This window comes from Paenarthrobacter nitroguajacolicus (assembly GCF_051027655.1).
Taxonomy (GTDB): domain Bacteria; phylum Actinomycetota; class Actinomycetes; order Actinomycetales; family Micrococcaceae; genus Arthrobacter; species Arthrobacter nitroguajacolicus.
On the sequence record NZ_CP073234.1, the window covers coordinates 2,599,902 to 2,621,599 of the forward strand.

The 21,698-nt window shown below is 62.4% G+C and carries 18 protein-coding genes; 5 read left to right on the top strand and 13 right to left on the bottom strand.

Annotation, left to right across the window (positions count from 1 at the left end; translation table 11 throughout):
• Positions 1–55: 55 nt before the first annotated feature.
• From leuS to KCX59_RS12375, 4 genes are all read right to left on the bottom strand, one after another.
• The gene (gene leuS, locus KCX59_RS12360; protein ID WP_179016540.1) at positions 56–2,584 is read right to left on the bottom strand and encodes a leucine--tRNA ligase; all 2,529 of its coding nucleotides are present in this window, start codon (positions 2,582–2,584) and stop codon (positions 56–58) included.
• A 304-nt stretch (positions 2,585–2,888) separates the two neighbouring features.
• On the bottom strand, positions 2,889–4,403 hold the full coding sequence (gene glpK, locus KCX59_RS12365; RefSeq protein WP_179016539.1) for a glycerol kinase GlpK: 1,515 nt from the start codon (positions 4,401–4,403) through the stop codon (positions 2,889–2,891).
• 82 nt (positions 4,404–4,485) lie between these two features.
• Entirely contained in the window at positions 4,486–5,238 is a 753-nt protein-coding gene (locus tag KCX59_RS12370; protein ID WP_178992643.1) for an MIP/aquaporin family protein, read from the bottom strand.
• Positions 5,239–5,409: 171 nt separating this feature from the next.
• Complete coding sequence (locus KCX59_RS12375; RefSeq protein WP_179016538.1) at positions 5,410–7,191, bottom strand: glycerol-3-phosphate dehydrogenase/oxidase; 1,782 nt, start codon at positions 7,189–7,191, stop codon at positions 5,410–5,412.
• Positions 7,192–7,313: 122 nt separating this feature from the next.
• Between KCX59_RS12375 and KCX59_RS12380 the strand changes: the two genes are divergently transcribed.
• The 4 genes from KCX59_RS12380 to KCX59_RS12395 are packed head-to-tail and all read left to right on the top strand — an operon-like array spanning position 7,314 to position 11,253.
• The gene (locus tag KCX59_RS12380) at positions 7,314–8,276 is read left to right on the top strand and encodes a sugar-binding transcriptional regulator (RefSeq protein ID WP_178992641.1); all 963 of its coding nucleotides are present in this window, start codon (positions 7,314–7,316) and stop codon (positions 8,274–8,276) included.
• Between the two features lie 34 nt (positions 8,277–8,310).
• Positions 8,311–9,207 carry an aldo/keto reductase gene (locus tag KCX59_RS12385; RefSeq protein ID WP_179016537.1) on the top strand — a complete coding sequence of 299 codons (897 nt, stop codon included), beginning with the start codon at positions 8,311–8,313 and terminating at the stop codon, positions 9,205–9,207.
• A 10-nt stretch (positions 9,208–9,217) separates the two neighbouring features.
• Entirely contained in the window at positions 9,218–10,162 is a 945-nt protein-coding gene (locus tag KCX59_RS12390) for an alpha/beta fold hydrolase (protein ID WP_179016536.1), read from the top strand.
• Complete coding sequence (locus KCX59_RS12395; RefSeq protein WP_179016535.1) at positions 10,159–11,253, top strand: glycosyltransferase family 4 protein; 1,095 nt, start codon at positions 10,159–10,161, stop codon at positions 11,251–11,253. Before KCX59_RS12390 ends, KCX59_RS12395 begins: the two co-directional genes overlap by 4 nt.
• Before the next feature lie 30 nt (positions 11,254–11,283).
• On the opposite strand, the gene KCX59_RS12400 is transcribed toward KCX59_RS12395, so the two are convergent.
• Genes KCX59_RS12400 through KCX59_RS12410 form a run of 3 tightly spaced genes read right to left on the bottom strand, consistent with a single transcriptional unit; the run spans position 11,284 to position 14,765 of the window.
• The gene (locus tag KCX59_RS12400) at positions 11,284–12,630 is read right to left on the bottom strand and encodes an MFS transporter (RefSeq protein ID WP_179016534.1); all 1,347 of its coding nucleotides are present in this window, start codon (positions 12,628–12,630) and stop codon (positions 11,284–11,286) included.
• 14 nt (positions 12,631–12,644) lie between these two features.
• Positions 12,645–13,646, bottom strand: a complete 1,002-nt coding sequence (locus KCX59_RS12405; protein WP_179016533.1) for a PDR/VanB family oxidoreductase — start codon at positions 13,644–13,646, stop codon at positions 12,645–12,647.
• A 15-nt stretch (positions 13,647–13,661) separates the two neighbouring features.
• Positions 13,662–14,765, bottom strand: coding sequence for an aromatic ring-hydroxylating dioxygenase subunit alpha (locus KCX59_RS12410; RefSeq protein WP_179016532.1), 1,104 nt, complete (start codon positions 14,763–14,765; stop codon positions 13,662–13,664).
• A 152-nt stretch (positions 14,766–14,917) separates the two neighbouring features.
• On the opposite strand from KCX59_RS12410, the gene KCX59_RS12415 reads away from it, so the two are divergent.
• Positions 14,918–15,538, top strand: a complete 621-nt coding sequence (locus tag KCX59_RS12415; RefSeq protein ID WP_178992634.1) for a PadR family transcriptional regulator — start codon at positions 14,918–14,920, stop codon at positions 15,536–15,538.
• Here KCX59_RS12415 and KCX59_RS12420 read toward each other — a convergent pair.
• From KCX59_RS12420 to mihF, 6 genes are all read right to left on the bottom strand, one after another.
• Positions 15,535–17,631 carry a primosomal protein N' gene (locus tag KCX59_RS12420; RefSeq protein ID WP_179016531.1) on the bottom strand — a complete coding sequence of 699 codons (2,097 nt, stop codon included), beginning with the start codon at positions 17,629–17,631 and terminating at the stop codon, positions 15,535–15,537. The genes KCX59_RS12415 and KCX59_RS12420 overlap by 4 nt on opposite strands.
• A 160-nt stretch (positions 17,632–17,791) precedes the next feature.
• Positions 17,792–19,021: a methionine adenosyltransferase gene (metK, locus tag KCX59_RS12425; RefSeq protein WP_179016530.1), complete on the bottom strand. Its 1,230-nt coding sequence runs from the start codon at positions 19,019–19,021 to the stop codon at positions 17,792–17,794.
• A gap of 76 nt (positions 19,022–19,097) precedes the next feature.
• Positions 19,098–20,354 carry a bifunctional phosphopantothenoylcysteine decarboxylase/phosphopantothenate--cysteine ligase CoaBC gene (coaBC, locus tag KCX59_RS12430; RefSeq protein WP_179016529.1) on the bottom strand — a complete coding sequence of 419 codons (1,257 nt, stop codon included), beginning with the start codon at positions 20,352–20,354 and terminating at the stop codon, positions 19,098–19,100.
• Between the two features lie 27 nt (positions 20,355–20,381).
• Positions 20,382–20,642 (bottom strand): DNA-directed RNA polymerase subunit omega, encoded by a 261-nt coding sequence (gene rpoZ, locus KCX59_RS12435; protein WP_011774945.1) that lies wholly within the window; start codon positions 20,640–20,642, stop codon positions 20,382–20,384.
• Between the two features lie 39 nt (positions 20,643–20,681).
• Positions 20,682–21,254 (bottom strand): guanylate kinase, encoded by a 573-nt coding sequence (gmk, locus tag KCX59_RS12440; RefSeq protein ID WP_011774946.1) that lies wholly within the window; start codon positions 21,252–21,254, stop codon positions 20,682–20,684.
• A 21-nt stretch (positions 21,255–21,275) separates the two neighbouring features.
• Positions 21,276–21,602: an integration host factor, actinobacterial type gene (gene mihF, locus KCX59_RS12445; protein WP_091467803.1), complete on the bottom strand. Its 327-nt coding sequence runs from the start codon at positions 21,600–21,602 to the stop codon at positions 21,276–21,278.
• Between the last annotated feature and the right edge of the window lie 96 nt (positions 21,603–21,698).

Sequence of the window (21,698 nt, forward strand, 5' to 3'; positions counted from 1 at the left end):
CCTCCAAAGATGATGGCTGGCCGCCGGCAGAACGCCGGCGGCCGCACTGTCCCTGCTAGGCAGGAACGATGTTCACCAGTTTAGGTGCACGCACGATGACGGTGCGGATGCCACGGCCGTCCAAGGCACGCTGGACGTTTTCCGAGGCCAAGGCGAGCTCACGCAGCGCGTCCTCGGTGATGTCCGGCGACACTTCAAGACGGTCGCGAACCTTGCCCTGTACCTGGACAACGGCGGTGACGGTGTCCTGCACCAGCAGTGCATCGTCGTGCTTCGGCCAGCCTGCATTTGCAACGGAAGCCGGGTGACCGAGCGTGTTCCAAAGGTCCTCGGCCGTGTAGGGCGCAAAGAGGCTCAGGATTACGGCTACGGCTTCCACCGCTTCACGAACGGCTGGATCTGCGGCACCTGCACCGGAATCGATGGTCTTGCGCGTGGCGTTGACCAACTCCATGAGGCGGGCAACCACGACGTTGAACTTGTTGTTGTCCAGCAGTTCAGCGGCATCTGCGATGGTCTTGTGCGTCACGGTGCGCAACGCACGGTCACCAGTAGCCGGATCAACGCCCGGTTCACTGCTGACGTCCTGGCCCAGGCGCCACGCGCGGGCCAGGAACTTGGCCGAACCCGACGGCGAAACGTCCGCCCAGTCGACGTCGTCCTCAGGTGGGGAGGCGAAGACCATGGTGAGGCGAACGGCGTCGACACCGAACTTGTCCAACTGCTCGCCCAAATCCACGCCGTTGCCGAGGGACTTGCTCATGGCCTTGCCGCCGTTGAGTACTTGGCCCTGGTTGAGCAGCGCAGAGAACGGTTCGTTGGCTTCGATCAGGCCGATGTCCTTGATGACCTTGGTGAAGAAACGTGCGTACAGCAGGTGCAGGATGGCGTGTTCCACGCCGCCCACGTACTGCCCGACCGGCATCCAGTTGTTGATCTTTTCGGGATCGAACGGGCCTTCGGTGTAGTCCGGCGATACGAATCGCAGGAAGTACCAGGACGAGTCCACGAACGTATCCATGGTGTCAGTATCACGCTGCGCTGCACGGCCACAGTTGGGGCACTCAACGTTGACCCACTCGACGGCGGCGGCCAGCGGGGAGGTCCCCTTCGGGGACAACGCCTCACCGCGCAGGTTGTCGGGCAACCTGACGGGGAGCTGGTCATCTGGAACGGGCACTTCGCCACATTCACCACAGTGGATGATGGGGATCGGGGTACCCCAGAAGCGCTGGCGGCTCAGCAGCCAGTCACGCAAACGGAAGTTGACGAACTTTTCGCCGGTTCCGAGCTTCCCGAGAATCTCGATCGCCGCGGGAATGCCGTCGGACTTGGAAAGGCCGTCCAACTCACCGGAGTTCTTGAGCGTGCCTTCACCTGCAGTGGCGACGCCGGTCTCTGCGGGATCTTCATCACCGGTATCCAGTACCGCACGGACGGGCAGCCCGAAAGTCTTGGCGAAGTCGAGGTCACGCTGGTCGTGTGCCGGGACCGCCATGATGGCGCCCGTGCCGTAGTCGGCCAGGACATAGTCAGCGGCCCACACCGGGAGCTTTTCTCCGTTGAGCGGGTTGACGGCGTAGCGGCCGGTGAAGACACCGGTCTTCTCGCGTTCGGTGGACTGGCGCTCGATTTCCGAGAGTGCCTTGACCTTTTCGCGGTAGGCCATAAGTTCATCGTGCTGTTCAGGCGTCACCAAATCCAGCGCCAGGTGAGCATCCGCTGCAACGACGAAGAACGTTGCACCGTAGAGGGTGTCCGGACGGGTGGTGAACACGGTGACTTCGCGCTCGGCACGGTCATCCGTGGCTTCAATGACGAAACGCACATGGGCGCCTTCAGAGCGGCCAATCCAGTTGCGTTGCATGGCCAGAACGCGCTCGGGCCAGTGACCCTGCAGCTGGTCCATGTCCTCAAGAAGACGATCGGCGTAGTCCGTGATCTTGAAGTACCACTGGTTCAGGGACTTCTTGGTGACAGGCGTGCCGCAACGCTCACAAGCGCCGTTGACTACCTGCTCGTTGGCGAGCACAGTCAGGTCCTTGGGGCACCAGTTGACGGGCGAGTCCTTGCGGTAGGCGAGGCCACGCTCGTAGAAGCGTTTGAACAGCCACTGAGTCCACCGGTAGTACTCGGGGTCGGAGGTGTGGAGGCGGCGGGACCAGTCGGCGGAGATTGCGTAGCGCTTGAAGGACGCCGCCTGGGTGTCGATGTTGGCGTAGGTCCACTCACTGGGGTGGGCGTTGCGCTTGATCGCAGCGTTCTCAGCGGGCAGGCCGAAGGAGTCCCAGCCGATGGGGTGCAGAACATCGAAGCCCTTCTGGCGCAGGTAACGCGCCACGACGTCACCCATGGCGAAGGCTTCGGCGTGGCCCATGTGGAGGTCGCCGGAGGGGTACGGGAACATGTCCAGCACGTAGCGGCGTTCCCGCGAACCGTCGTCGGCAGGCGTGAAGACTTTGAGGTCCTCCCAGACCTGCGGCCACTTGGCTTCCATCGCAGCGAAGCTGTAGACGCCTTCTTCGGGCGCTTCGGCTGCGGCTGTTTGTGCTGTTCCGGTCTCTGTCTCCGGCTGAACGCTCACTGCTGCCCTCTTCTGTTCTTCGATGGCGGTTTTGACTCCTGCTATGGCACCGGAAAGTCCCGGACACACAAAAGCCCCTCAACAATGGAGGGGCGGCCGCACGGCTATTGAAAGCCGAGCGGCTAGCTAAGCAGAAGGATCGCACGCATAGATCTACAATAGCGCACGATCAACGTTCCACTCACCGGCAAATCATGGTGGGCGGCGCGGCGCACAGCGTCGAAAAAGGGGCCGATGACTCCCCGCCATGGTGTGGTGGGCACCGCGAAGCGGGCGGGCGGGAGTCATCGGCCCCTTTTTTGGACTACTTCACGTCTTCGTCGACCCAATCCATGGATTTGGTCACGGCCTTCTTCCAGAGCCGCAGTTGACGCTCCTGCTCCTCTGCCGGTAGCTGTGGCTCCCAGCGCTTGTCTTCGTTCCAGTTTGCGCTGAGCTCGCCGAGGTCTTTCCAGAAGCCGACGGCGAGGCCGGCCGCGTAGGCAGCACCGAGGGCCGTGGTTTCCACGACCTTCGGGCGGACGACGGGCACGCCAAGGATGTCAGCCTGGAACTGCATGAGTGCCTCGTTGGCGACCATGCCGCCGTCGACCTTCAACTCGGTGAGCGGAACGCCCGAGTCGGCGTTGACGGCGTCGAGTACTTCACGCGTCTGGAATGCAGTTGCTTCGAGTGCGGCGCGGGCAATGTGGCCCTTGTTGGCGAAGCGCGTAAGTCCGACGATCGCGCCGCGTGCGTCTGCACGCCAATACGGTGCGAACAGGCCGGAGAAGGCCGGCACGATGTAGACGCCGCCATTGTCCTCGACGGCGGCAGCCAGGTCCTCAACCTCAGGTGCGGAGCTGATCATGCCGAGGTTGTCGCGGAGCCACTGGATCAAGGACCCGGTAACGGCGATGGAGCCTTCAAGGGCATAGTGCGGCTTGGCGTCGCCCAGTTTGTATCCGAGGGTGGTGAGCAGGCCGTTCTTTGAGTGAACGATCTCTTCGCCCGTGTTGAAGATCAGGAAGCAGCCGGTGCCGTAGGTGTTTTTGGCTTCGCCGGGCTGGAATGCAGCCTGCCCGAAGGTTGCCGCCTGCTGGTCTCCGAGGATGCCGGCGACCGGCGTTTCGCGGAGCAACTGCGAGGTGTGGACGTGCCCATATACCTCGGAGGAGGACTTGATGGCAGGCATCATGGAGGCCGGGACGCCGAAGACGTCCAGGATCTCCTGGTCCCACTCCAGCGTTTCGAGGTCCATGAACAGGGTTCGGGAAGCGTTGGTGACGTCGGTGACGTGCACGCCGCCGTCAACACCGCCGGTCAGGTTCCAGAGAACCCAGGCATCGGTGTTGCCGAACAGGAGGTCGCCGGCTTCGGCACGTTCGCGGGCGCCATCCACGTTGTCCAGGATCCATTTAATCTTGGTTCCCGAGAAGTACGTGGCCAAAGGCAGGCCGACCTTCTGTTTAAAGCGCTCCACTCCCCCGTCTTGGGCCAGTTCATCCACGATGGGCTGGGTTCGGGTGTCCTGCCAGACGATGGCGTTGTAAACGGCCTCGCCGGTGTTCTTGTCCCAAACGACAGCGGTTTCGCGCTGGTTGGTAATGCCGACGGCGGCGATGTCGTGCCGTGTCAGGTTCGCCTTGGACAGGGCGGAGGCGATGACTTCGCGGGTGTTGTTCCAGATTTCGGCGGGGTTGTGCTCCACCCAGCCGGCCTGCGGGAAGATCTGCTCATGCTCCATCTGTCCGGTGGACACGATGTTGCCCGTGTGGTCAAAAACGATGGCGCGGGAGCTGGTGGTGCCCTGATCGATGGCGATGACGTATTGATTCATGGTGACGTCCTTGTCTTTGTTTGTTAGCTTCTCAAGTGTTTTATCTACAACGTGCGGTGAAGTGAAGTGCGTACGTGCGGGACTAGCCTGCGATTGCAGGCATGATGTCCGGTACCCAGAGGGCAACGATGCCTGCAAGGGCGCCGCCAACCAGCGGTCCGACGACGGGGATCCAGGAGTAGGCCCAGTCGCTGGTGCCCTTGCCCTTGATGGGAAGGATGGCGTGGGCGATGCGGGGGCCCAGGTCACGTGCAGGGTTGATGGCGTAGCCGGTGGGGCCACCGAGGGAAACACCGATGCCAACAACCAGCAGTGCCACGGCCAGCGGACCGAGGCCCGAAGGGGTCCCGCCGAAGGTCAGGATGACGAAGACCAGGACGAACGTGCCGATGATTTCGGTGATGAGGTTCCACGGGGTGGAGCGAATGGCCGGCCCGGTGGAGAAGGTGCCCAGCTTGTTCGCTGCGAGGGGCTCTTCATCGAAGTGCTGCTTGTAGGCGAGCCAGCAAACAACGGCACCCAGGAAAGCGCCGAGCAATTCAGCGCCGAAGTACGTCAGGGTGGAGGCGAAATCCACGGGAACGCCGGGGGCGTATTCTGCTTTTCCGTTGACCAACAGGCCCAGGGTGACGGCCGGGTTAAGGTGCGCACCGGACTTTGCGGCCACGAAAACGCCCGCGAAGACCGCAATACCCCAGCCCCACGTCACCATCAAGAATCCACCGCTGTTGCCCTTGGTGCCTTTGAGCGCAACGTTTGCCACGACGCCGCAACCCAGCAGGGTCAGCATCATGGTTCCGAATACTTCGGAAAGGAAAACAATTCCAAGAGACATCTTTGACTCCTCATTTTTCTGTTGTCAGCCCCCTCGCGGGTGAAGAGGCTGGTTGGGACGGTTCCGTTGTCTCCGGAACCGTCCCGGTGTGGTGGTCCCCTGGCGGGCCCACCTACCCCATTCCGCCCCTGCCGCACATTGGGACGGTCAAGCTGTTTCCGCTGCTTGGTGTCAGGCTACGAGACTGTGCACGTCAACCTTGTGGAACCGTTGCAGTACTTCCTGGGCGTGGCGGATTTCTGCTTCGCGGGCAGCAGCATCCCAGTCGAGAGGCTCGGCCAACGCTGCTGCTATTTCATTGAGCAACTCCCCGGTGACAAGCCCCCGGAACGCCAGCGACGTCCTGCGGATGAGGACATCCACCAGGTGCCCGATCTGCTCGTGCTCGGCCATGAACGCGAGCTCCCGGACGCTCAGTTCGCGGGTGGAACGCAGCGGAGTGTCGTGTCCGGCATTCAGGTAGTCGATGACTGCGTCTGCGCGCGTTCCGTACCGGGTCAACAGGACGGCTACGCGGTCAGCATCCAACCCAGGCCCCATGTGCTTCTTGATCCATTCCTGCTCGCCTTGTTCAGTGGCAGGGAAGCCGGCGCCGCCACCGATAGCGAGTTTCGCCGTCGAGACCTTGCGCTCCATGCCCAGTTCGCGGAGGACGTCATTGGTCATGTGTTCGGCCAGGGCGCGGAAGGTGGTCCACTTGCCGCCCACCAGGCTGAGTACGACGGCGGCCTTACCGCCTGGCGTAGCGACGGAGTCGCTGCCGGTGCGAACGCTGCGTTCGATGCGGTAATCGCGTGAGACGAATCCCGGCTGGGTTTCGTCGTGGCGCGGCAGGGGCCGGACGCCGGCGAAGCTGTAGACGATCTGTTCGCGCTCCACCTTGATGGTGGGAAACACGTGGCCGACGAGGTCGAAGAAGTAGTCGATTTCTTCTTCAGTGCACACGGCGTCCTGGGACATATCAGCGTCCACATCCGTGGTGCCTACCAGCACGCGGTCCCCCATGGGGTAGATCAGGACGATACGGCCATCAGTGTGCTCGAAGAAGATTTCGCGGCCGTTGCACGCTGCCAGCAGTTCCGGGTGGTCCAGGACGATGTGCGATCCCTTGGTGCCACCCATGAATTGGCTGACGGCGCCCATGGCCTGGTTGGTGAGGTCCACCCAGGCGCCCGTGGTGTTGACGATGACGTCAGCCTGGAAGTCGAATTCCTTACCCGTCAGTTCATCACGGAGCCGGACGCCGTCCGAGCCCATGGACACGAGAGAAACGTAGTTGCTGGCGCGGGCGCTTCCTCCCGGGAGTCCCCCGCCGCGGCCTGCTTTCTCGCCATCCTGCAGGACGTCAAGGGTCAGACGCTCCGGGTTATGGACCGAAGCATCAAAGTACGTGGCGGCGTACTTGATACCGGAATGAAGTTTGGGAAGTTCAGCCAAGGCCTTGGTCCGCCCACGGAACTGGTGGCGCGGTACGCTGCCGCCGTCGCGGGAGAAGAAGTCATACATGCTCAGGCCAACCTTGATCAGGAAAGCGCCGCGTTCCTTTGGCTTGCCTTGCTTGTGGGTGAGGAAGCGCATGGGTGCAGACAGGATGCCGGAGAACGTGCTGAAGATCGGGATGGTGGTCTGCAGTGGCTTCACGTAGTGGGGGGCGATCCGCAGGAGCCTGTTGCGCTCGACCACGGACTCTTGGACCAAGCGGAACTCGCCGTTTTCCAGGTACCGGATTCCGCCGTGGATCATGTGGGAGGAGGCGCCGCTGGCACCTTGGCAGTAGTCACCACGTTCAACAAGCGCAACGTCGACACCCTGGAGGGCGAGATCGCGGAAAGTTCCGACACCATTGATGCCACCGCCGATGATGAGTACCTTGGCCGAGGGCCGCTCCTGCAGTGCAACGACGGAGTCGCGCTGTGTGTGCTGTGAGGTACCGGAAATCCTGTTGTGTCCCAAAACTGCTCCCTTGGGCTTGGTTCGTGCGCCGCGCCACTCGCTGCTGCACCGTTCACCACTAATCTGGCGAAGGTGGAAAATGGAGTCAAGCTATTTGCACAAACGTGCAGAAAGGAAATGAGATGGGACGATCACGTCACTCGGATGCACTCCGGGCTGCACAGATGTACTACCTGCAGGACCTCACCATGGATGCGATCGCCCGGGAGCTGAGGACATCCAGGTCCACGGTGTCCAGGCTGTTGTCTTCGGCGAGGGAAACGGGCCTCGTGCAGGTCCAGATTCGAAGCCCCTTCGATACCGGACCTGAGCTGGAAAGCCAGATCCGGAACCAATACGGCGTGGATGTCCACGTGGTTCCGGTACTGGACACGCTCAACGAAGCAGAGACCCTGGACCGCGTAGCCATGCAGGCTGCACGGACAATCGGACCCTTGGTGGACTCGAATGCCATCATCGGGGTGGCCTGGGGTGCGACGCTCAGCGCGGTCAGCAGGCACCTCACGCGCAAGGTGACCCACGACAGCATCGTGGTCCAGCTCAATGGCGCCGGCAACATGCAAACCACCGGCATTACGTATGCCAGTGACATCATGCGCCGCTTCGGCAGTGCGTACGGCGCCCGCGTGGAACAGTTCCCTGTTCCGGCTTTTTTTGATCATGCCTCCACCAAGACCGCCATGTGGAATGAGCGCAGCGTTCAACGCATCCTGGACCTGCAGGCCCGGATGAGCATCGCTATCTTCGGCGTCGGATCTGTGGACTCGGACTACCCGAGCCATGTCTATGCCGGCGGTTACCTCGATGAACACGACCTCACCATGCTGGCCGCAGACGATGTTGTGGGCGATGTAGCCACGGTCTTCTTCCGAAGTGATGGTTCCTCTGACGGCATCACCTTGAATGAGAGGTCAACCGGTCCCAGCCATGAACAATTGCGGCAAGTCAGGCGACGGATCTGCGTGGTCTCCGGGGCATCCAAGATCAATGGCCTCCAAGGAGCCCTGGCTGCGGGACTCGCGACGGACCTCATTCTGGACGAAGCCTCAGCCCGACGCCTGGTGAGTTTCAATGGCCATTCCTGAAGCAATCGTGCAAGGAATGGGTAGAGTCGTTGCTATGAGATCCCCATCCAAGCTGACATCGAACAGGCTGGCACTAAACAACGGCGTTCAGATGGATCGCATGGGATACGGGCTCTATAAAGTTCCAGCCAAAGACGCAGAGGCCTTGGTTGCCACGGCTTTGGGTGAAGGCTACCGCCGGTTTGATACTGCCGCGATGTACGGCAACGAAGTCGGGGTGGGCCGAGCTCTCGGCGGTGCGATCGGTGACGCCGCGGAAGCCAACAGAGGTACCGGTGGCTCCGGCGAGTCGGTACACGCGCTGGCACGCGAAGACCTCTTCGTTACCACCAAGGTCTGGAACGATGACCAAGGCTACGACGCGACACTACGGGCGTTCGACACGTCCATGGCGAACCTTGGACTTGATTACGTGGACCTCTACCTCATCCACTGGCCGTGCGCCGGCCGGGGGTTGTTCGTGGAAAGCTACAAAGCCATGGAAACCCTATACAGGGAAGGCAAAATCCGGGCCATAGGTGTTTCCAATTTCCAGCCCGGACACCTCGATGAGCTCATGCAAAAGGCAGAGGTTGTTCCGGCAGTGAACCAGATAGAACTGCACCCCTGGTTGCAGCAGACCCGATTGCGGACGTTGCACGAGCAACTCGGAATCCGTACCGAGGCGTGGAGCCCCCTTGGTCGCGGGCAAGTCCTGGCTGACCCCGCTATTGTCTCGCTCTCAGAAAAGTACGGCCGGACTCCGGCCCAGGTCATTCTGCGGTGGCATCTTCAGCTGGGGAACCTGGTCATTCCCAAGGCAAGCTCGGCCGGACGGATCAAGGAAAACATCGCCGTCTTCGATTTTGAATTGGACGCCGGGGATATGGACGGCATAGCCGCATTGGAACGCCACCATCGGACCGGGTCCCACCCGGACAACGTGAACTAGGAATAGACGAATGGACAACGTGGACACCGCGCACTCCCCAAAGGGTGCGCAGGCCCCCAGCGAATTCTTCAGCGAATCCTTGCAGGGGCGGACGCATGCCTCGGAGGTTGAGGTGGATGGCAGCAAGGTAGCTTACTGGACCTACGAACCGGTCACCGTCACTCCCCTGACACGCACCATCCTGGTCATCCACGGTTTCCGGGGTGACCACCACGGATTGCTGCGCGTAGCCGACCAACTTCCCGAGATGCGGATCATCATGCCGGACTTGCCGGCCTTCGGAAGCTCGGAGCCTTTCGTCCACGATGAACACAGCGTTGAGCGCTATGGAAAGTTCATCTCCGGTTTCATGGCCGCGCTCGATCTGAATGACGAGACTGTCCTGCTGGGCCACTCCTTCGGCTCAATCGTGGCCAGCCACTTCGCCGCCGCGAATCCCGGAACCGTCTATCCACTGATCCTGATCAACCCCATTGCCGCACCCGCGTTGGAGGGTCCCAAGGGCATCATGACCAAACTAGCGGTGTTGTACTACCAGGCGTCCGCCAAGCTTCCCCGCCAGCTCGGACTAGCGGTCCTTCGGAATCGGGTGATCGTTCGCATCATGAGCATCACCATGGCCAAAACCAAGGACAGAGCCCTTCGTCGTTTCATCCACGGCCAGCACGACGCATATTTCAGTGCCTTCGCAGACAGGAAGAGCCTGCTCGAATCGTTCAAGGCCTCCGTCTCGGGCAACGTAGCCGAGGTCGCCGGGAAACTAACACTTCCCGTACTCCTGATCGCCGGCGAAAAAGATGAGATCGCCACTCTTCCCAACCAGCACAAACTCATGAAGCGACTACCTGACGCCAAGCTGGAAGTGATTCCCGACGTCGGGCACCTTATCCACTATGAGACGCCGGTTCCGGCCGCTGAAGCAATCCGTACCTTCCTGGAGGAACATCCCGCGTGAAAATTGTCATCGACGCCCGCTTTACCCGAACGGACCATCACGATGGCATCAGCCGCTACGGTTCCAGCCTCATAGCCGCAACGTCCAAAATCGCCGATGTCACCATGCTCATCAGCGACAAGCGCCAACTGGCACTTCTGCCCGACGTCCCGTACGTGATGCTCAACAGCCCCCTGTCACCTATGGAATTGTTCGTCGCCCGCAAGGTCAACCCCCTTGGTGCTGACGTAGTGGTGTGTCCTATGCAGACCATGGGCACCGTGGGCCGCCGTTATGGACTGGTGCTTACCCTTCACGACCTCATTTACTATGAGCACCCGACTCCCCCGGGCTTCCTGCCAGCCCCCGTGCGCCTTCTCTGGAGGCTCTACCACAAGGCGTTCTGGCCGCAGAGGCTCCTGCTCGACCGCGCGGACATCGTGGCCACCATCAGCCGCACCACTGAAGCCCTCATGGCCAAGTACAAACTGACCAAGCGTCCCGTGCGCATCGTGGGCAACGCACCCCAACCCGGTCAAACACCCCGCGACCCTGAAGGAGGCGCAGATAAATCCCTCCTCTACATGGGTTCGTTCATGCCTTACAAGAACGTGGAAACCATGATCCGGGGCATGTCCGGACTGCACGATTACACGTTGCATTTGCTCAGCCGTATCACCCCCGAGCGGAAAGCCGAGTTGGAGGCGTTGATCCCCGATGGAGCAAAGGTGCTGTTCCATAACGGTGTCACTGACGCCGAGTACGACGAACTCCTGCTGCGGGCCACCGCGTTGATCAGCCTGTCACGGGCCGAAGGGTACGGTTTGCCGTTGGTGGAGGCGATGGCCTTGGGCACCCCCGTTATCGCAAGCGATATTCCGATTTTCCGTGAAGTGGGTGGTGACGCCGTCAGCTACGTCCACCCCGAATCGCCGACGGAATTCGCGGCCGCTGTGACGGCCCTTGCCGACGACGCACTTTGGCAGCAACGCTCCCACAAGTCAGTGGAACGCGCTGCAGAATTCAACTGGGACGAGTCGGCGCGGCAGCTCGTGGCTGCGGCGGAAGAAGTTGTGGCCCGGCGCTCACGCAAGACCCGGGAACGCGCTTAGCGCACTCCCAGGTCCAGGGGCGGCACCCTGTCATCCAGTAGTCGCTCTTGACGCAGGCTGGTTGGTTGCGGAGGATGCAATCTCTTCGTAGGGCCGCAGTCGGAACAGGGCGACTGCCGCGAGGAGGACCACCACGGCCACTCCGATGTAGAGCTGGTGGGGGTTCCATCCGTTGTCAAGCAGCGCGCCGACCGCAATGGGGGCGAGGATGGCACCGGCCCGGCCAATACCAATCCCCCAGCCCACACCCGTGGTGCGGACACCAGGCTCGTAGGTCATGGGAGCCACGGTGTAGAGGCCAGCGATGCAACCGTTGACGAGCATGCCGACGACCACGCCGGACGAGAACGCCAGCAGCGGCAGGGGGCTTGTGGTGATGAAGAGGACGAGGGTCACGGCCGAGAGCACGGTGAAGACCATGAGGGTCAACCGCGCGTCCCACCGTGTGGTGAGCACCCCGTAGAGCAGCGAACCGAAGGTTCCGCCCATGGTGAGCATGAGTCCGCCGATGATGCCCTGCTGCTCCGTCATCCCTGATTCCACGAGCAGCCGGGGCGTCCATGAGTTGGCGAAGTAGAAGCCGAACATGATGACGAAGAAGGAGATCCAAAGCAGGATGCTGGCAGTGCGGTACCGCGGGCTCAGGAGCACGGCCACGCTGCCCTGCTGCTTACCGGCGCTCACAGGGGCAGGACCGGGATTGACGTCACCCTCGAGACCCAGACGGCCGGCGATGCGCTGGAGCTTCGCGGCCGCGCCCTCCGGTCGCCGGGCGCGGAGGTAGTCGACTGACTCGGGCATGAGGACAACCACCAGAGCGATCGCCAGGAGGGTCAGCAGGCCACCAACAAGGAACACGGAGCGCCACCCGAAGGCTGGGATGAGCTGGGTCGCTCCCATTCCACCGAGCGTGGCACCTACTCCATAGCCCGCGGTGAAGATACTGACGGCCATACCGCGACGGCGGGCATTGGCGTACTCACTCGTGATCACAGTCGCGGAGGCGAGGATGCCGCCCACACCCAGTCCTGTGACGACGCGCCACAGGCCGAGCTCGAGCGCGGAGTTCGCTGTTGTGGACAGGAACAGTCCGACGGCGTTGATCGCCAGTGCCACGATGAGGATCTTGCGTCGGCCGTAGCGGTCCGCGAAGGGCCCGAGGACGAGCGAACCCACGGCCATACCGATGAGGCCCGCACTGAGCAGCCAGCCAAGCTGGGAACCGGAGAGTCCGAACTCCTTGGTCACGGACGTGGCTGTAAAGGCCATGGCCAACACGTCGTAGCCGTCGAGGGCGTTGAGGAAAGTGGTCACGGCGATGATGAGCCACTGGTAGGACGACATCTTGGATGCGTCGATCTGGTGTCTGATATCCATGGTGCTGATGCCTCTCAGGGGACGTCGATGGTGAGGATGGTGGGACGGGGCGTCGGGTCTGTGCCCGGTTCGGCGGCGGCCACCCGCGAGACGCAGCAACACATTTTGGTGTTGGGTTCCTTCTGGCGGTCCGAATAGAAAACGTCGCGGTGGTCGATCCGTCCGGCGAGCTCAAGGACCTTGACCTGGCACAGGCCGCACTCGCCCTTGCGGCAGTCCGACATCATGTCCACGCCATCACGTTCGAGGGCCTCCAGCACGGACTCGTCGGAACCGACAATTGTCTCTACCCCCAGCCGCGGTATCCGTACGGTGAACGGTTCTGCCTCGTACCAGCCGCTGTTGCCGAAAGTCTCGTAGCGCAGGTTCGTGGGTTCGAGCTCCCGTTCGGTCCATGCACGGCGGACAGCGTCCATGAGCCGGATAGGCCCGCACATGTAAAACTCTGCGTCCTCGGGGGCTGAGCCCACGAGAGCCCGGACGTCAAGGGGAGCGCCCTCCTCGTCGACGTGCGCCTCGAAACGGTCCCCGTGCATGGCGGCGAGGTCATCCAGGTAGGCCATCGCATCCCGGGAACGGGCCACATAGACGAGGCGGTAGTCGGCGCCGAGGCGGCGCAGCAACGCGGCCATCCCGGCGATTGCGGTGATGCCGATGCCGCCGGCAAGCAAGATGTAGGAGGGGGCTCCGATCCGCAGCGGGAAGTTCTGCAACGGCTGGGTGATCTCCAGGCGCTGCCCCGGCTGGAGTGAGTGCATGAACACGGATCCTCCCCGGGAGTTGGGAGTCCGGTAGACGCTGAGGGCGAGGTGCGTGCCATCGTCGGCGGCGTTGACCACGGAGTATGAGCGGGCATGCTGCTCGCCGTCGATGGTCGTGCGGACATCCACGTGCTCGCCGGGACGAATGGTGCAGGGACGCTCCGGACGCAGGACGATGCGGCGGATGTTCTCGGCCACGTCGGATACGGCGTCGACGACGGCCCGCTGCCAGAGGATGTGGTGGGAATCGGCCATGGTTTCTCCCCCTGCTCAGCTGCCCGGCAGGGTTGCGAGGCGACCCTCGGCTTCGAGCGCACGCTCGAGGAGCCGGCGCACCCACATCCCGCCCATGTCGATGTTGAGGTTGTAGAACTCGTAGTCGGGGTTGGCGTCGATGGCCGCCTGCTGCGCAAGAAGCATGGCCTCGTCTTCGCCGAAGACCCCGTGTACGCCTTTGCGCAGCTGTGTGGTGATGAGCTGGCTCTCCAACCGGTAGTTGCGCATGAACGCCCAGAAGTAGTGGCAGGAACGTTCAGTCTCCGGCGTGATGGTGTTCATCACGTAGCCGTTCACCCCGCGGGAGCGATCGCCCTCGGGAGCTCCGGTCCCGGCCGCGGCGACCCCGACGTCGATGCAGATGGTGGACGGGAAGTAGTAATGGATGATCTGCCAGCGGTCCACCTTTCCCTCGAAGTCCGGGAACTTGTCGCGCATGTTCTTCAGCCAAAACGGCGGCGCATCAATGTTGCGCATCCAGCGTGTGACAGTGACGGATGTCTCGTCGTGGGTCACCTCGAACTCGGACTCGGACAGTTCCTCTTGCCCGATCGAGGAGCTGTGCACGAACTCCTCGTGGGTGAGGTCCATAAGGTTGTCGAGGACCAGCTGGTAGTTGCACGGGGCGTGGATGGTCTCGCCGTCCCCCGCCCACTCGGAGCTCTCCAACTGGTGCATGTCCGGCAACAGGCCCGGGTCGGCCTTCGTAGGGTCACCGAGCCAGACCCACACATAGCGGTACCGCTCCACCACAGGGAAAGAGGGCACCGTGGCTGAAGGATTGAGGGTTTCCTGCGCGGGCATCGAGGTGCAACGGCCAGCAGCGTTGTAACGCAGCCCGTGGTACGGGCACTGGATCTCGTCGCGGCCCACGAGCTTACCCTGGGACAGCGGGGCAAGACGGTGCCAGCAGGCGTCGGCCAATGCGACAGCGCGGCCGTCCTCGGTTCGGTAGAGGGCCAGCGGGCGGCCCGCGACGGTGCGGGCCAGAATCCCCTTGGCGGAAATCTCATGATCCCACCCCGCCACGAACCATGCGTTGAGCGGAGAGGGCAGGAGCTTGGCGGTGGATGTGGTCTTTGTTGCAGAGATAGTCATGAAGCGGTCCTCATCTTTGAGCGGGCCGGAGGGCAGAAAATAACTATCAACATAGCTATTTGGTGACGTGAGACACATACTATCTATCTCGATAGTGGTTTGCAAAGCTCTTCTGGAGCTAAGCTGTAATTGCCGTACTGAAAGGAGCGCGTGTGACCCTTCGCTCAGCTCTGCTGGCACTGCTGTCCTCAGGCCCGCTGACGGGCTACGACTTGGTCAAGCAGTTCAGCTCCTCCGTGGGCCACGTCTGGCACGCCCCCGACTCCCAGATCTACCCGGAGCTGCGTAGGATGCACGCCGAGGGCTTACTCTCCAGCAAGCCTGTGCCGTGGGGCACCCGCGGAGCGACGAAAACGGAATATGCCCTCGCGCCGGCAGGCGAGGCGGCTCTGATCGAGTGGCAGAATCAGCCGCTCACTTACGTCCGGGACCGGGACCCTGCCCGCCTCAGGGCCGCTTACTTCGAGTGGGCGCCGTCCGGCGTGGCGGCTGCGCAGCTGCGAGCCCACATAGCCCATTACGACGAACAACGCCTCCAAACTCTGTACATGATCCAAGCTCTCGAGCAGCGCACCCATCCCACGCTTGCCCGGCGCCTCGCCCTGTACTCCGAAGAGGAACGAGAGCATATTGTCCGCTTTAAAGTCTTCGCCTATGAAGGTCAGCTTGCCCATGCCGAGCAGGAAATCGCGTGGGCGAAGCGCGGCCTGCAGATACTTGAGGATATAGAGAACCCCGGAACGTCTGATCCGGTGAATGAACCAGGGACCTAGAGGACGTCTACGCCGTCCAAGCGCAATTGCACAGGGCCAGCGGTACGCTTGGCGGCATTTGCTACCTTCACGGCCCGCATGGCACGGGTGGCGGTCGCAGCGTCAGCGTAGGGAATGAAGTAGAGCGTCCTGACCTCCGCATCGCTCTCATCGGCTGACGACTGGGCTCCTCCGAATAGCTGCACCGGCGCAGGTCCGGCTTTGCGAAGTTTCGGTGCCGACCCCAGCTCGGCGTTGGCTTCCAGCGCGTCACTGAAATGCACGACGTCGACCCTTGCGCCGGTCACGGAAGCCACCCTGACCGCCGGGGGCAGCTGCAGTTCCTTCCGCAGCGTCAGTTCGCGTGATGCGTAGCCGGAAGCATCCCACCGCAACAGTGCTCCCGTCGCCGCGGTGTCGTCCGCAGTAATCACCACCAGCCCACCTTGGCTGGCCGGCTTCACGAGGGAGGCGGCATTGAACCACCGGCGAACAGTGTCCTCCCCCGCCCGCAGGTTCTCCCGCCGGAGCAGCGAGTTGCCGTCCAACAGCAGGGCAGCCGCGTAACCGTTTGGTGCAACCGGCTCGGCACCCACCGTAGCGACTACCAGTGCGGGCGCATCCGGGACTGTTGCCTTGATGTGTTCGCCGGAGGACGTCACCACGGCCTTGCCGGGGAAGGCCCGTCCCAGTTCCTCGGCAGTACGCATGACTCCAGCCGCTCCACGGCGCAGCTTTGTCCCGCTGCAGTGGGTGCAACGCCATTGAGGAGCGGGAGTGGAGCACCACCGGCATGCCGGCATCGCGGAACTGCTGGACACGGCCAAGGGGCCTTGGCAGGCGTTGCAGCGCGCTAGTTCCCGGCACGTCTCGCACACCAGGGACGGGGCGTACCCGGCTCTGGCCACCTGAACCAGGACCGGCCCGCGTTCCAGGCCTTCCTTGGCCGCCCGCCACGCTGCGCCGGGCAAACGGGCAATGCGGGCCAGCGGATCACGTTCTTGCTCGAAACTGTCAGCTGTGTTGAGGACTCTGGGCACGGTGGCTCGGACAGTAGTGCGCGGCGCTTCAATGGGCACCGCCCATTGCCTTTCAACAAGGCGCTGGAGCTCGGTGCTGCGGCTATGGGACGCCATGAGGCAGGCGGCATTCTCCTGCTCGGCCCGAAGCAGAAGGACCTCCCTGCTGTGTGCATAGGGAGCCCTTTGCTCGATGTGGAGGTCGTCGCCGTCGTCCCAGCACACCACCAAGCCGAGGTCGCGAACAGGAGCGTACGCCGCCGAACGTGTGCCGATGGCAACGCCCGCGGCGCCGCTCAGAAGTCGCAGGAAATTCCTGTAACGGGGCGTTTGGCCATCATCCGCCGTTAGTCGGGCAACGTCCGACGTCGGCAGGACCTTGGCCAGTGCAGCCTCCAACTGCTCAAGATCCCGATAGTCCGGCACCACCACTACTGCTCCGCGCCCGGAGGCCCGAACAGTAGCCACGGCAGACGCCACGAGAGCCGGCCAACCATCAGGGCCGAAGCCCTGAAGAGCCGTGAGGACAGCTTTGGGCGAACCTCCGCTGGCCAGGTGCTGCAGGTAGGCGGCCCCGTTCGCGTACGAAGCCCAGGCATGGGCATCCGTGGCCGGCTTCAGGTCCACTACGTCAGCATCAAAATCTCCGGCCAGCAGTTCCTTCTCCACCTTCGCCACCCGTGGAGGAACAGCCGTTCTAAGGACATCGCTCAGCGTCCCGGCATAACGGGCGGCGACAGTCCCGGCAAGCCCCATAATGGCCGGAGTCAGGACCACTACGGGGGAAACCAGCTTATGCAGCGGAGTTAGCGGATGGGCCGCGTCGGAGTCCGCGCGGCGCTCAGCAATGTAACCATTCAGTTCCTGGCCGTTGAACTTAACTTTCACGCGGACGCCGGGGACCGCCGTTTCGGCGAGGTCAGCGGGAACACTGTAGTCAAAGGGCCTGTCGAGGTGCGGCACGGATGACTCCAGCACCACACGGGCCACCGGATCCTTCGCGGCCAGAGGCGGTCCGTTGACCGGTGCCCGATCCGGAAATCCCTGCAGCAGCGAAGGCTGAAGCAAGGACTGTTGGGCCTCGTGTCCTGTCATGTTCGTCACCTCCCAGTCATTGCACAAGCTGATTCCCATGGAACGCTTCTACACACCTCAACGCAGGATGCCCACAGCGGGATCGACCCGCTGCGGGCATCTCTCTGGCACCAGCCAATCACGGGCCACCGACAAAAACAGAGGCCAACGACAAAACAGGTCAGGCGTTGAAGTATTCCTTCAGGTCGGCCACCCGGTCCAGGCGTTCCCACGTGAAGTCGGGCTCGTCGCGACCGAAGTGACCGTGGGCCGCCGTCTTGGTATAAATGGGCCGCTTGAGGTCAAGGGCATCAATGATGGCGCGGGGACGGAGGTCGAACAGTTCGTCGATTGCTTCGCTGATGCGTGCCGGATCAACAGTTTCGGTGCCGAAGGTCTCAACATACGTTCCAACAGGGCGTGCCTGGCCGATTGCGTAGGCAATCTGAATCTCGGCGCGCTTGGCCAGTCCAGCAGCTACCACATTCTTGGCAACCCAGCGCATGGCGTAGGCGGCGGAGCGGTCCACCTTGGACGGATCCTTGCCGGAGAAGGCGCCACCGCCGTGGCGGGAGAATCCGCCGTAGGTGTCCACGATGATCTTGCGGCCTGTGAGGCCTGCATCGCCTACCGGGCCGCCGATGACGAAGGCGCCTGCAGGATTGAGGATGTTCGCCGTGCGGGCAATGTCCAGGTTGGACGCCGACATCACGGGGTCGATCACGTAGCTGGCAAGGTCTGCACGAAGCTGCTCAAGGCTTACTTCTTCTGCGTGCTGACTGGAGATGACCACAGTTTCCACCGAAACCGGCCGGTCGCCGTCGTACCCTACGGTGACCTGGGTCTTGCCATCCGGGCGGAGGTAAGCCAGCTCGCCGTTCTTGCGGACTTCGGTGAGGCGTTCAGACAAACGGTGGGCCAGCCAGATGGGAGTGGGCATATAGGACGCCGTCTCATCGCTGGCGTAGCCGAACATGATGCCCTGATCGCCTGCACCCTGGAGGTCGTAGTCGTCCTCCTGGCGGCCTTCACGGGCCTCGAGTGAGTTGAACACGCCACCAGCGATGTCGTTGGACTGCTGGCCTATTGAAACGGACACACCACAGCGGGCACCGTCGAAGCCGTTGGCGGACGAGTCGTATCCAATCCCAAGGATCGTCTCGCGGACAATCTGCGGAATTTCCACGTAAGCATCGGTAGTGACCTCACCCGCCACGTGCACCAGGCCGGTGGTGGCCATGGTTTCAACGGCCACGCGGGATTCAGGATCAGCGGCGAGCAGCGCATCCAGGATGGCATCGCTGATTTGGTCGCAGATCTTGTCCGGGTGCCCTTCAGTGACCGACTCGGAGGTGAAGAGCCGGAGCTTGGACGGGGTGCCATGGTGTTCATGGTGCAGCGGTAAAGTCACTCGTCCACCTTACTGGGTTGTGGGACGGCGGTCTTTGCCGTGTGTCCCTTTGCTAAGAATTCGGGTGTGGGCTCGATTACAACGCCGGGAAGACCCTTGTGAGCTCGGTGCCCACCCGATCAATCACGGCAGCGGCGACGTCGGCTTTGGAACCGGCAGCCGACTGAGGTTCGGCTCCGTGGCCGGAGAGGATCACTACGGAATTGTCATCCTGGCCGAACACCCGGCCAATCCCTACCTGATTAACCACCAGGAGGTCGCAGCCCTTTCGCTTGAGCTTGGCCGTTGCATGCTCCAGGACATCGCCCTGGGCGTCGCCCGTTTCGGCCGCGAAACCAACAATCAGCTGCTGGCCGCCCCCGGCGTTGCGGCGTTCCACGAGCTCATGCAGGATGTCCGGATTGCGGATCAACCGCACAACAGGGGCATCCTCACCGTCGACCTTCTTGATCTTGGTGTCCGAAACCTCTGCCGGACGGAAGTCAGCCACGGCAGCGGCCATAATGACGACGTCGGAGTCCACCGCTGCTTTCAGTGCCGCGTCGCGTAGCTCCAAGGCTGATTCGACGCGGACAAGCTCGACGCCGGCAGGCGGCTCGACATCCATGTGCGCTGCGAGGAACCTCACAGTTGCACCGGCAGCCAGGGCCGCAGCAGCCAGAGCAACCCCCTGTTTTCCAGAAGATCGGTTACCCAGGAAGCGGACAGGATCCAACGCTTCCCTGGTCCCGCCTGCGGAAACGGTGACGGTACGGCCTGCCAAGGATGCGTGCGCGGCAGGTTCGGCCTTCGCTGCACCATCCACCGAGGCCTCGGCCAGCGCCATGGCAGCAGCAAAGATCGCTTCAGGCTCGGGCAAACGGCCGGGACCTGAGTCAGCACCCGTAAGGCGACCCGAGGCAGGCTCGAGCACTGTGACGCCACGGCTGCGCAGGGTCTCCACGTTTGCCTGGGTTGCGGCATGCTGCCACATTTCCGTGTGCATCGCAGGCGCAAACAGAACCGGCCCATGGGCCATAAGGAGCGTGTTGGTGAGGAGGTCTCCCGCTTGTCCGGTTGCTGCCTTGGCCAGGAGGTCGGCCGTAGCGGGAGCAACCACGATCAGGTCAGCCTCATGCCCCAGACGGACATGGTTGACCTTATCAACGTCGTCGAAGACGCTATTGCTTACGGGGTTGCCGGAGAGGGCTTCCCACGTGGCCACTCCGACGAATCGGGTTGCGGCTTCGGTGGGGATGACCGTCACCTTGTGACCGGCTTCAGTAAAAAGCCGGAGGAGCGATGCAACCTTGTAGGCTGCGATCCCTCCCCCGACTCCGAGGACTATGCGCACGTGACCTCCGTCAACAGGCAGTCTTTGTTATTCGGTGGGCTCGATCGGCGTGGAAACCAGAAGGCCTTCGTTGATCTCGCGGAGTGCGATGGACAGCGACTTCTCGTTCAGCTTGGTGTCAACCAGCGGGCCGACGTACTCGAACAGGCCCTCGTGCAACTGTGCGTAGTAGGCATTGATCTGGCGGGCGCGCTTGGCGCCGAAGATGACCAGGCCATACTTGGAATCAGCAGCCTCAAGCAGCGAATCGATCGGCGGGTTGATGATGCCTTCAAGGTTCGTGGACACGAATTCTCCAAATTTTAGCGGGCCAACAAATGCAAGCGCTTAGCGCTGGTGCGGGGTAAGCCCCATGAGTGAAACAAGCTCGTCCGCTGCCCGGCGAACGTCGTCATTGATGACGGTGTGGTCAAACTCCGGTTCAGCAGCAAGTTCCAGTTTAGCGGTTTCCAGCCTGCGCTGCTGTTCCTCAGGAGTTTCGGTGCCGCGCCCCACCAAGCGACGGACCATTTCGTCCCAGCTGGGCGGTGCCAGGAACACAAAATTCGCGTCCGGGACGGCAGCTTTGACTTGTCGCGCACCCTGGAGGTCGATCTCCAGCAATACTGATTTCCCGTCGGCGATGGCGGCGTCAACGGTACTGCGAAGCGTCCCATAGCGGTTCTGCCCGTGGACCACAGCCCACTCCAGCAATTCACCCTCAGCTACCAGGGAGTCGAACTCCTCGGCGGACTTGAAGAAGTAGTGAACGCCGTCCTTTTCGCCCGGACGCGCAGCCCGGGTGGTTGCCGAGACCGAGAGCCAAACCTCTGGATAGTTGTCCCTGATATAGGTGGATACGGTTCCCTTGCCAACGGCAGTGGGGCCTGCAAGGACAGTCAGTCCGGGTTTCTTGCTCACGGATTCCTTCGGGGAGATGCGTCAAACGCTTTGCTGGGTATCCATAAAATCTACCAGCGCCCGGGCCTGATGAATTCCCAGGCCCTTGATGCGCCGGGATCCTGCGATACCAATCTCCGCCATGATCCCCGCAGCCCTGACGGGCCCAATGCCCGGCAGGGCCTCCAGCAACTCCACCACCCGCATGCGCGCAATCGCTTCGTCCGTTGAACCGGAAGAAATCAGCTCCGCGACACTCACTTCGCCGCGCTTGAGCTTTTCCTTGGCAGCGGCACGAACGGCCCGCGCCTTGGCAGCCTTTTCAAGCGCATCGGAACGCTCCTGCGGTGTCAGCTCTTTAAGGCCCACTGCCAAACCCCTGTCAGATCTCAATTGTGATCCAGATCACGCGGACTGATCCTGAACCTACCGGCAGGGGCCGCGTTGCGCAATGAGGGTAGGCAA

Excerpts from the sequence above, each read along its gene's own strand:
- KCX59_RS12390 (WP_179016536.1), top strand. The coding sequence starts at position 9,218 with ATGGACAACGTGGACACCGCGCACTCCCCAAAGGGTGCGCAGGCCCCC.
- KCX59_RS12405 (WP_179016533.1), bottom strand. The coding sequence starts at position 13,646 with ATGGCCGATTCCCACCACATCCTCTGGCAGCGGGCCGTCGTCGACGCC.
- glpK (WP_179016539.1), bottom strand. The coding sequence starts at position 4,403 with ATGAATCAATACGTCATCGCCATCGATCAGGGCACCACCAGCTCCCGC.
- KCX59_RS12370 (WP_178992643.1), bottom strand. The coding sequence starts at position 5,238 with ATGTCTCTTGGAATTGTTTTCCTTTCCGAAGTATTCGGAACCATGATG.
- KCX59_RS12420 (WP_179016531.1), bottom strand. The coding sequence starts at position 17,631 with ATGACAGGACACGAGGCCCAACAGTCCTTGCTTCAGCCTTCGCTGCTG.
- KCX59_RS12380 (WP_178992641.1), top strand. The coding sequence starts at position 7,314 with ATGGGACGATCACGTCACTCGGATGCACTCCGGGCTGCACAGATGTAC.
- KCX59_RS12385 (WP_179016537.1), top strand. The coding sequence starts at position 8,311 with ATGAGATCCCCATCCAAGCTGACATCGAACAGGCTGGCACTAAACAAC.
- KCX59_RS12400 (WP_179016534.1), bottom strand. The coding sequence starts at position 12,630 with ATGGATATCAGACACCAGATCGACGCATCCAAGATGTCGTCCTACCAG.
- KCX59_RS12410 (WP_179016532.1), bottom strand. The coding sequence starts at position 14,765 with ATGACTATCTCTGCAACAAAGACCACATCCACCGCCAAGCTCCTGCCC.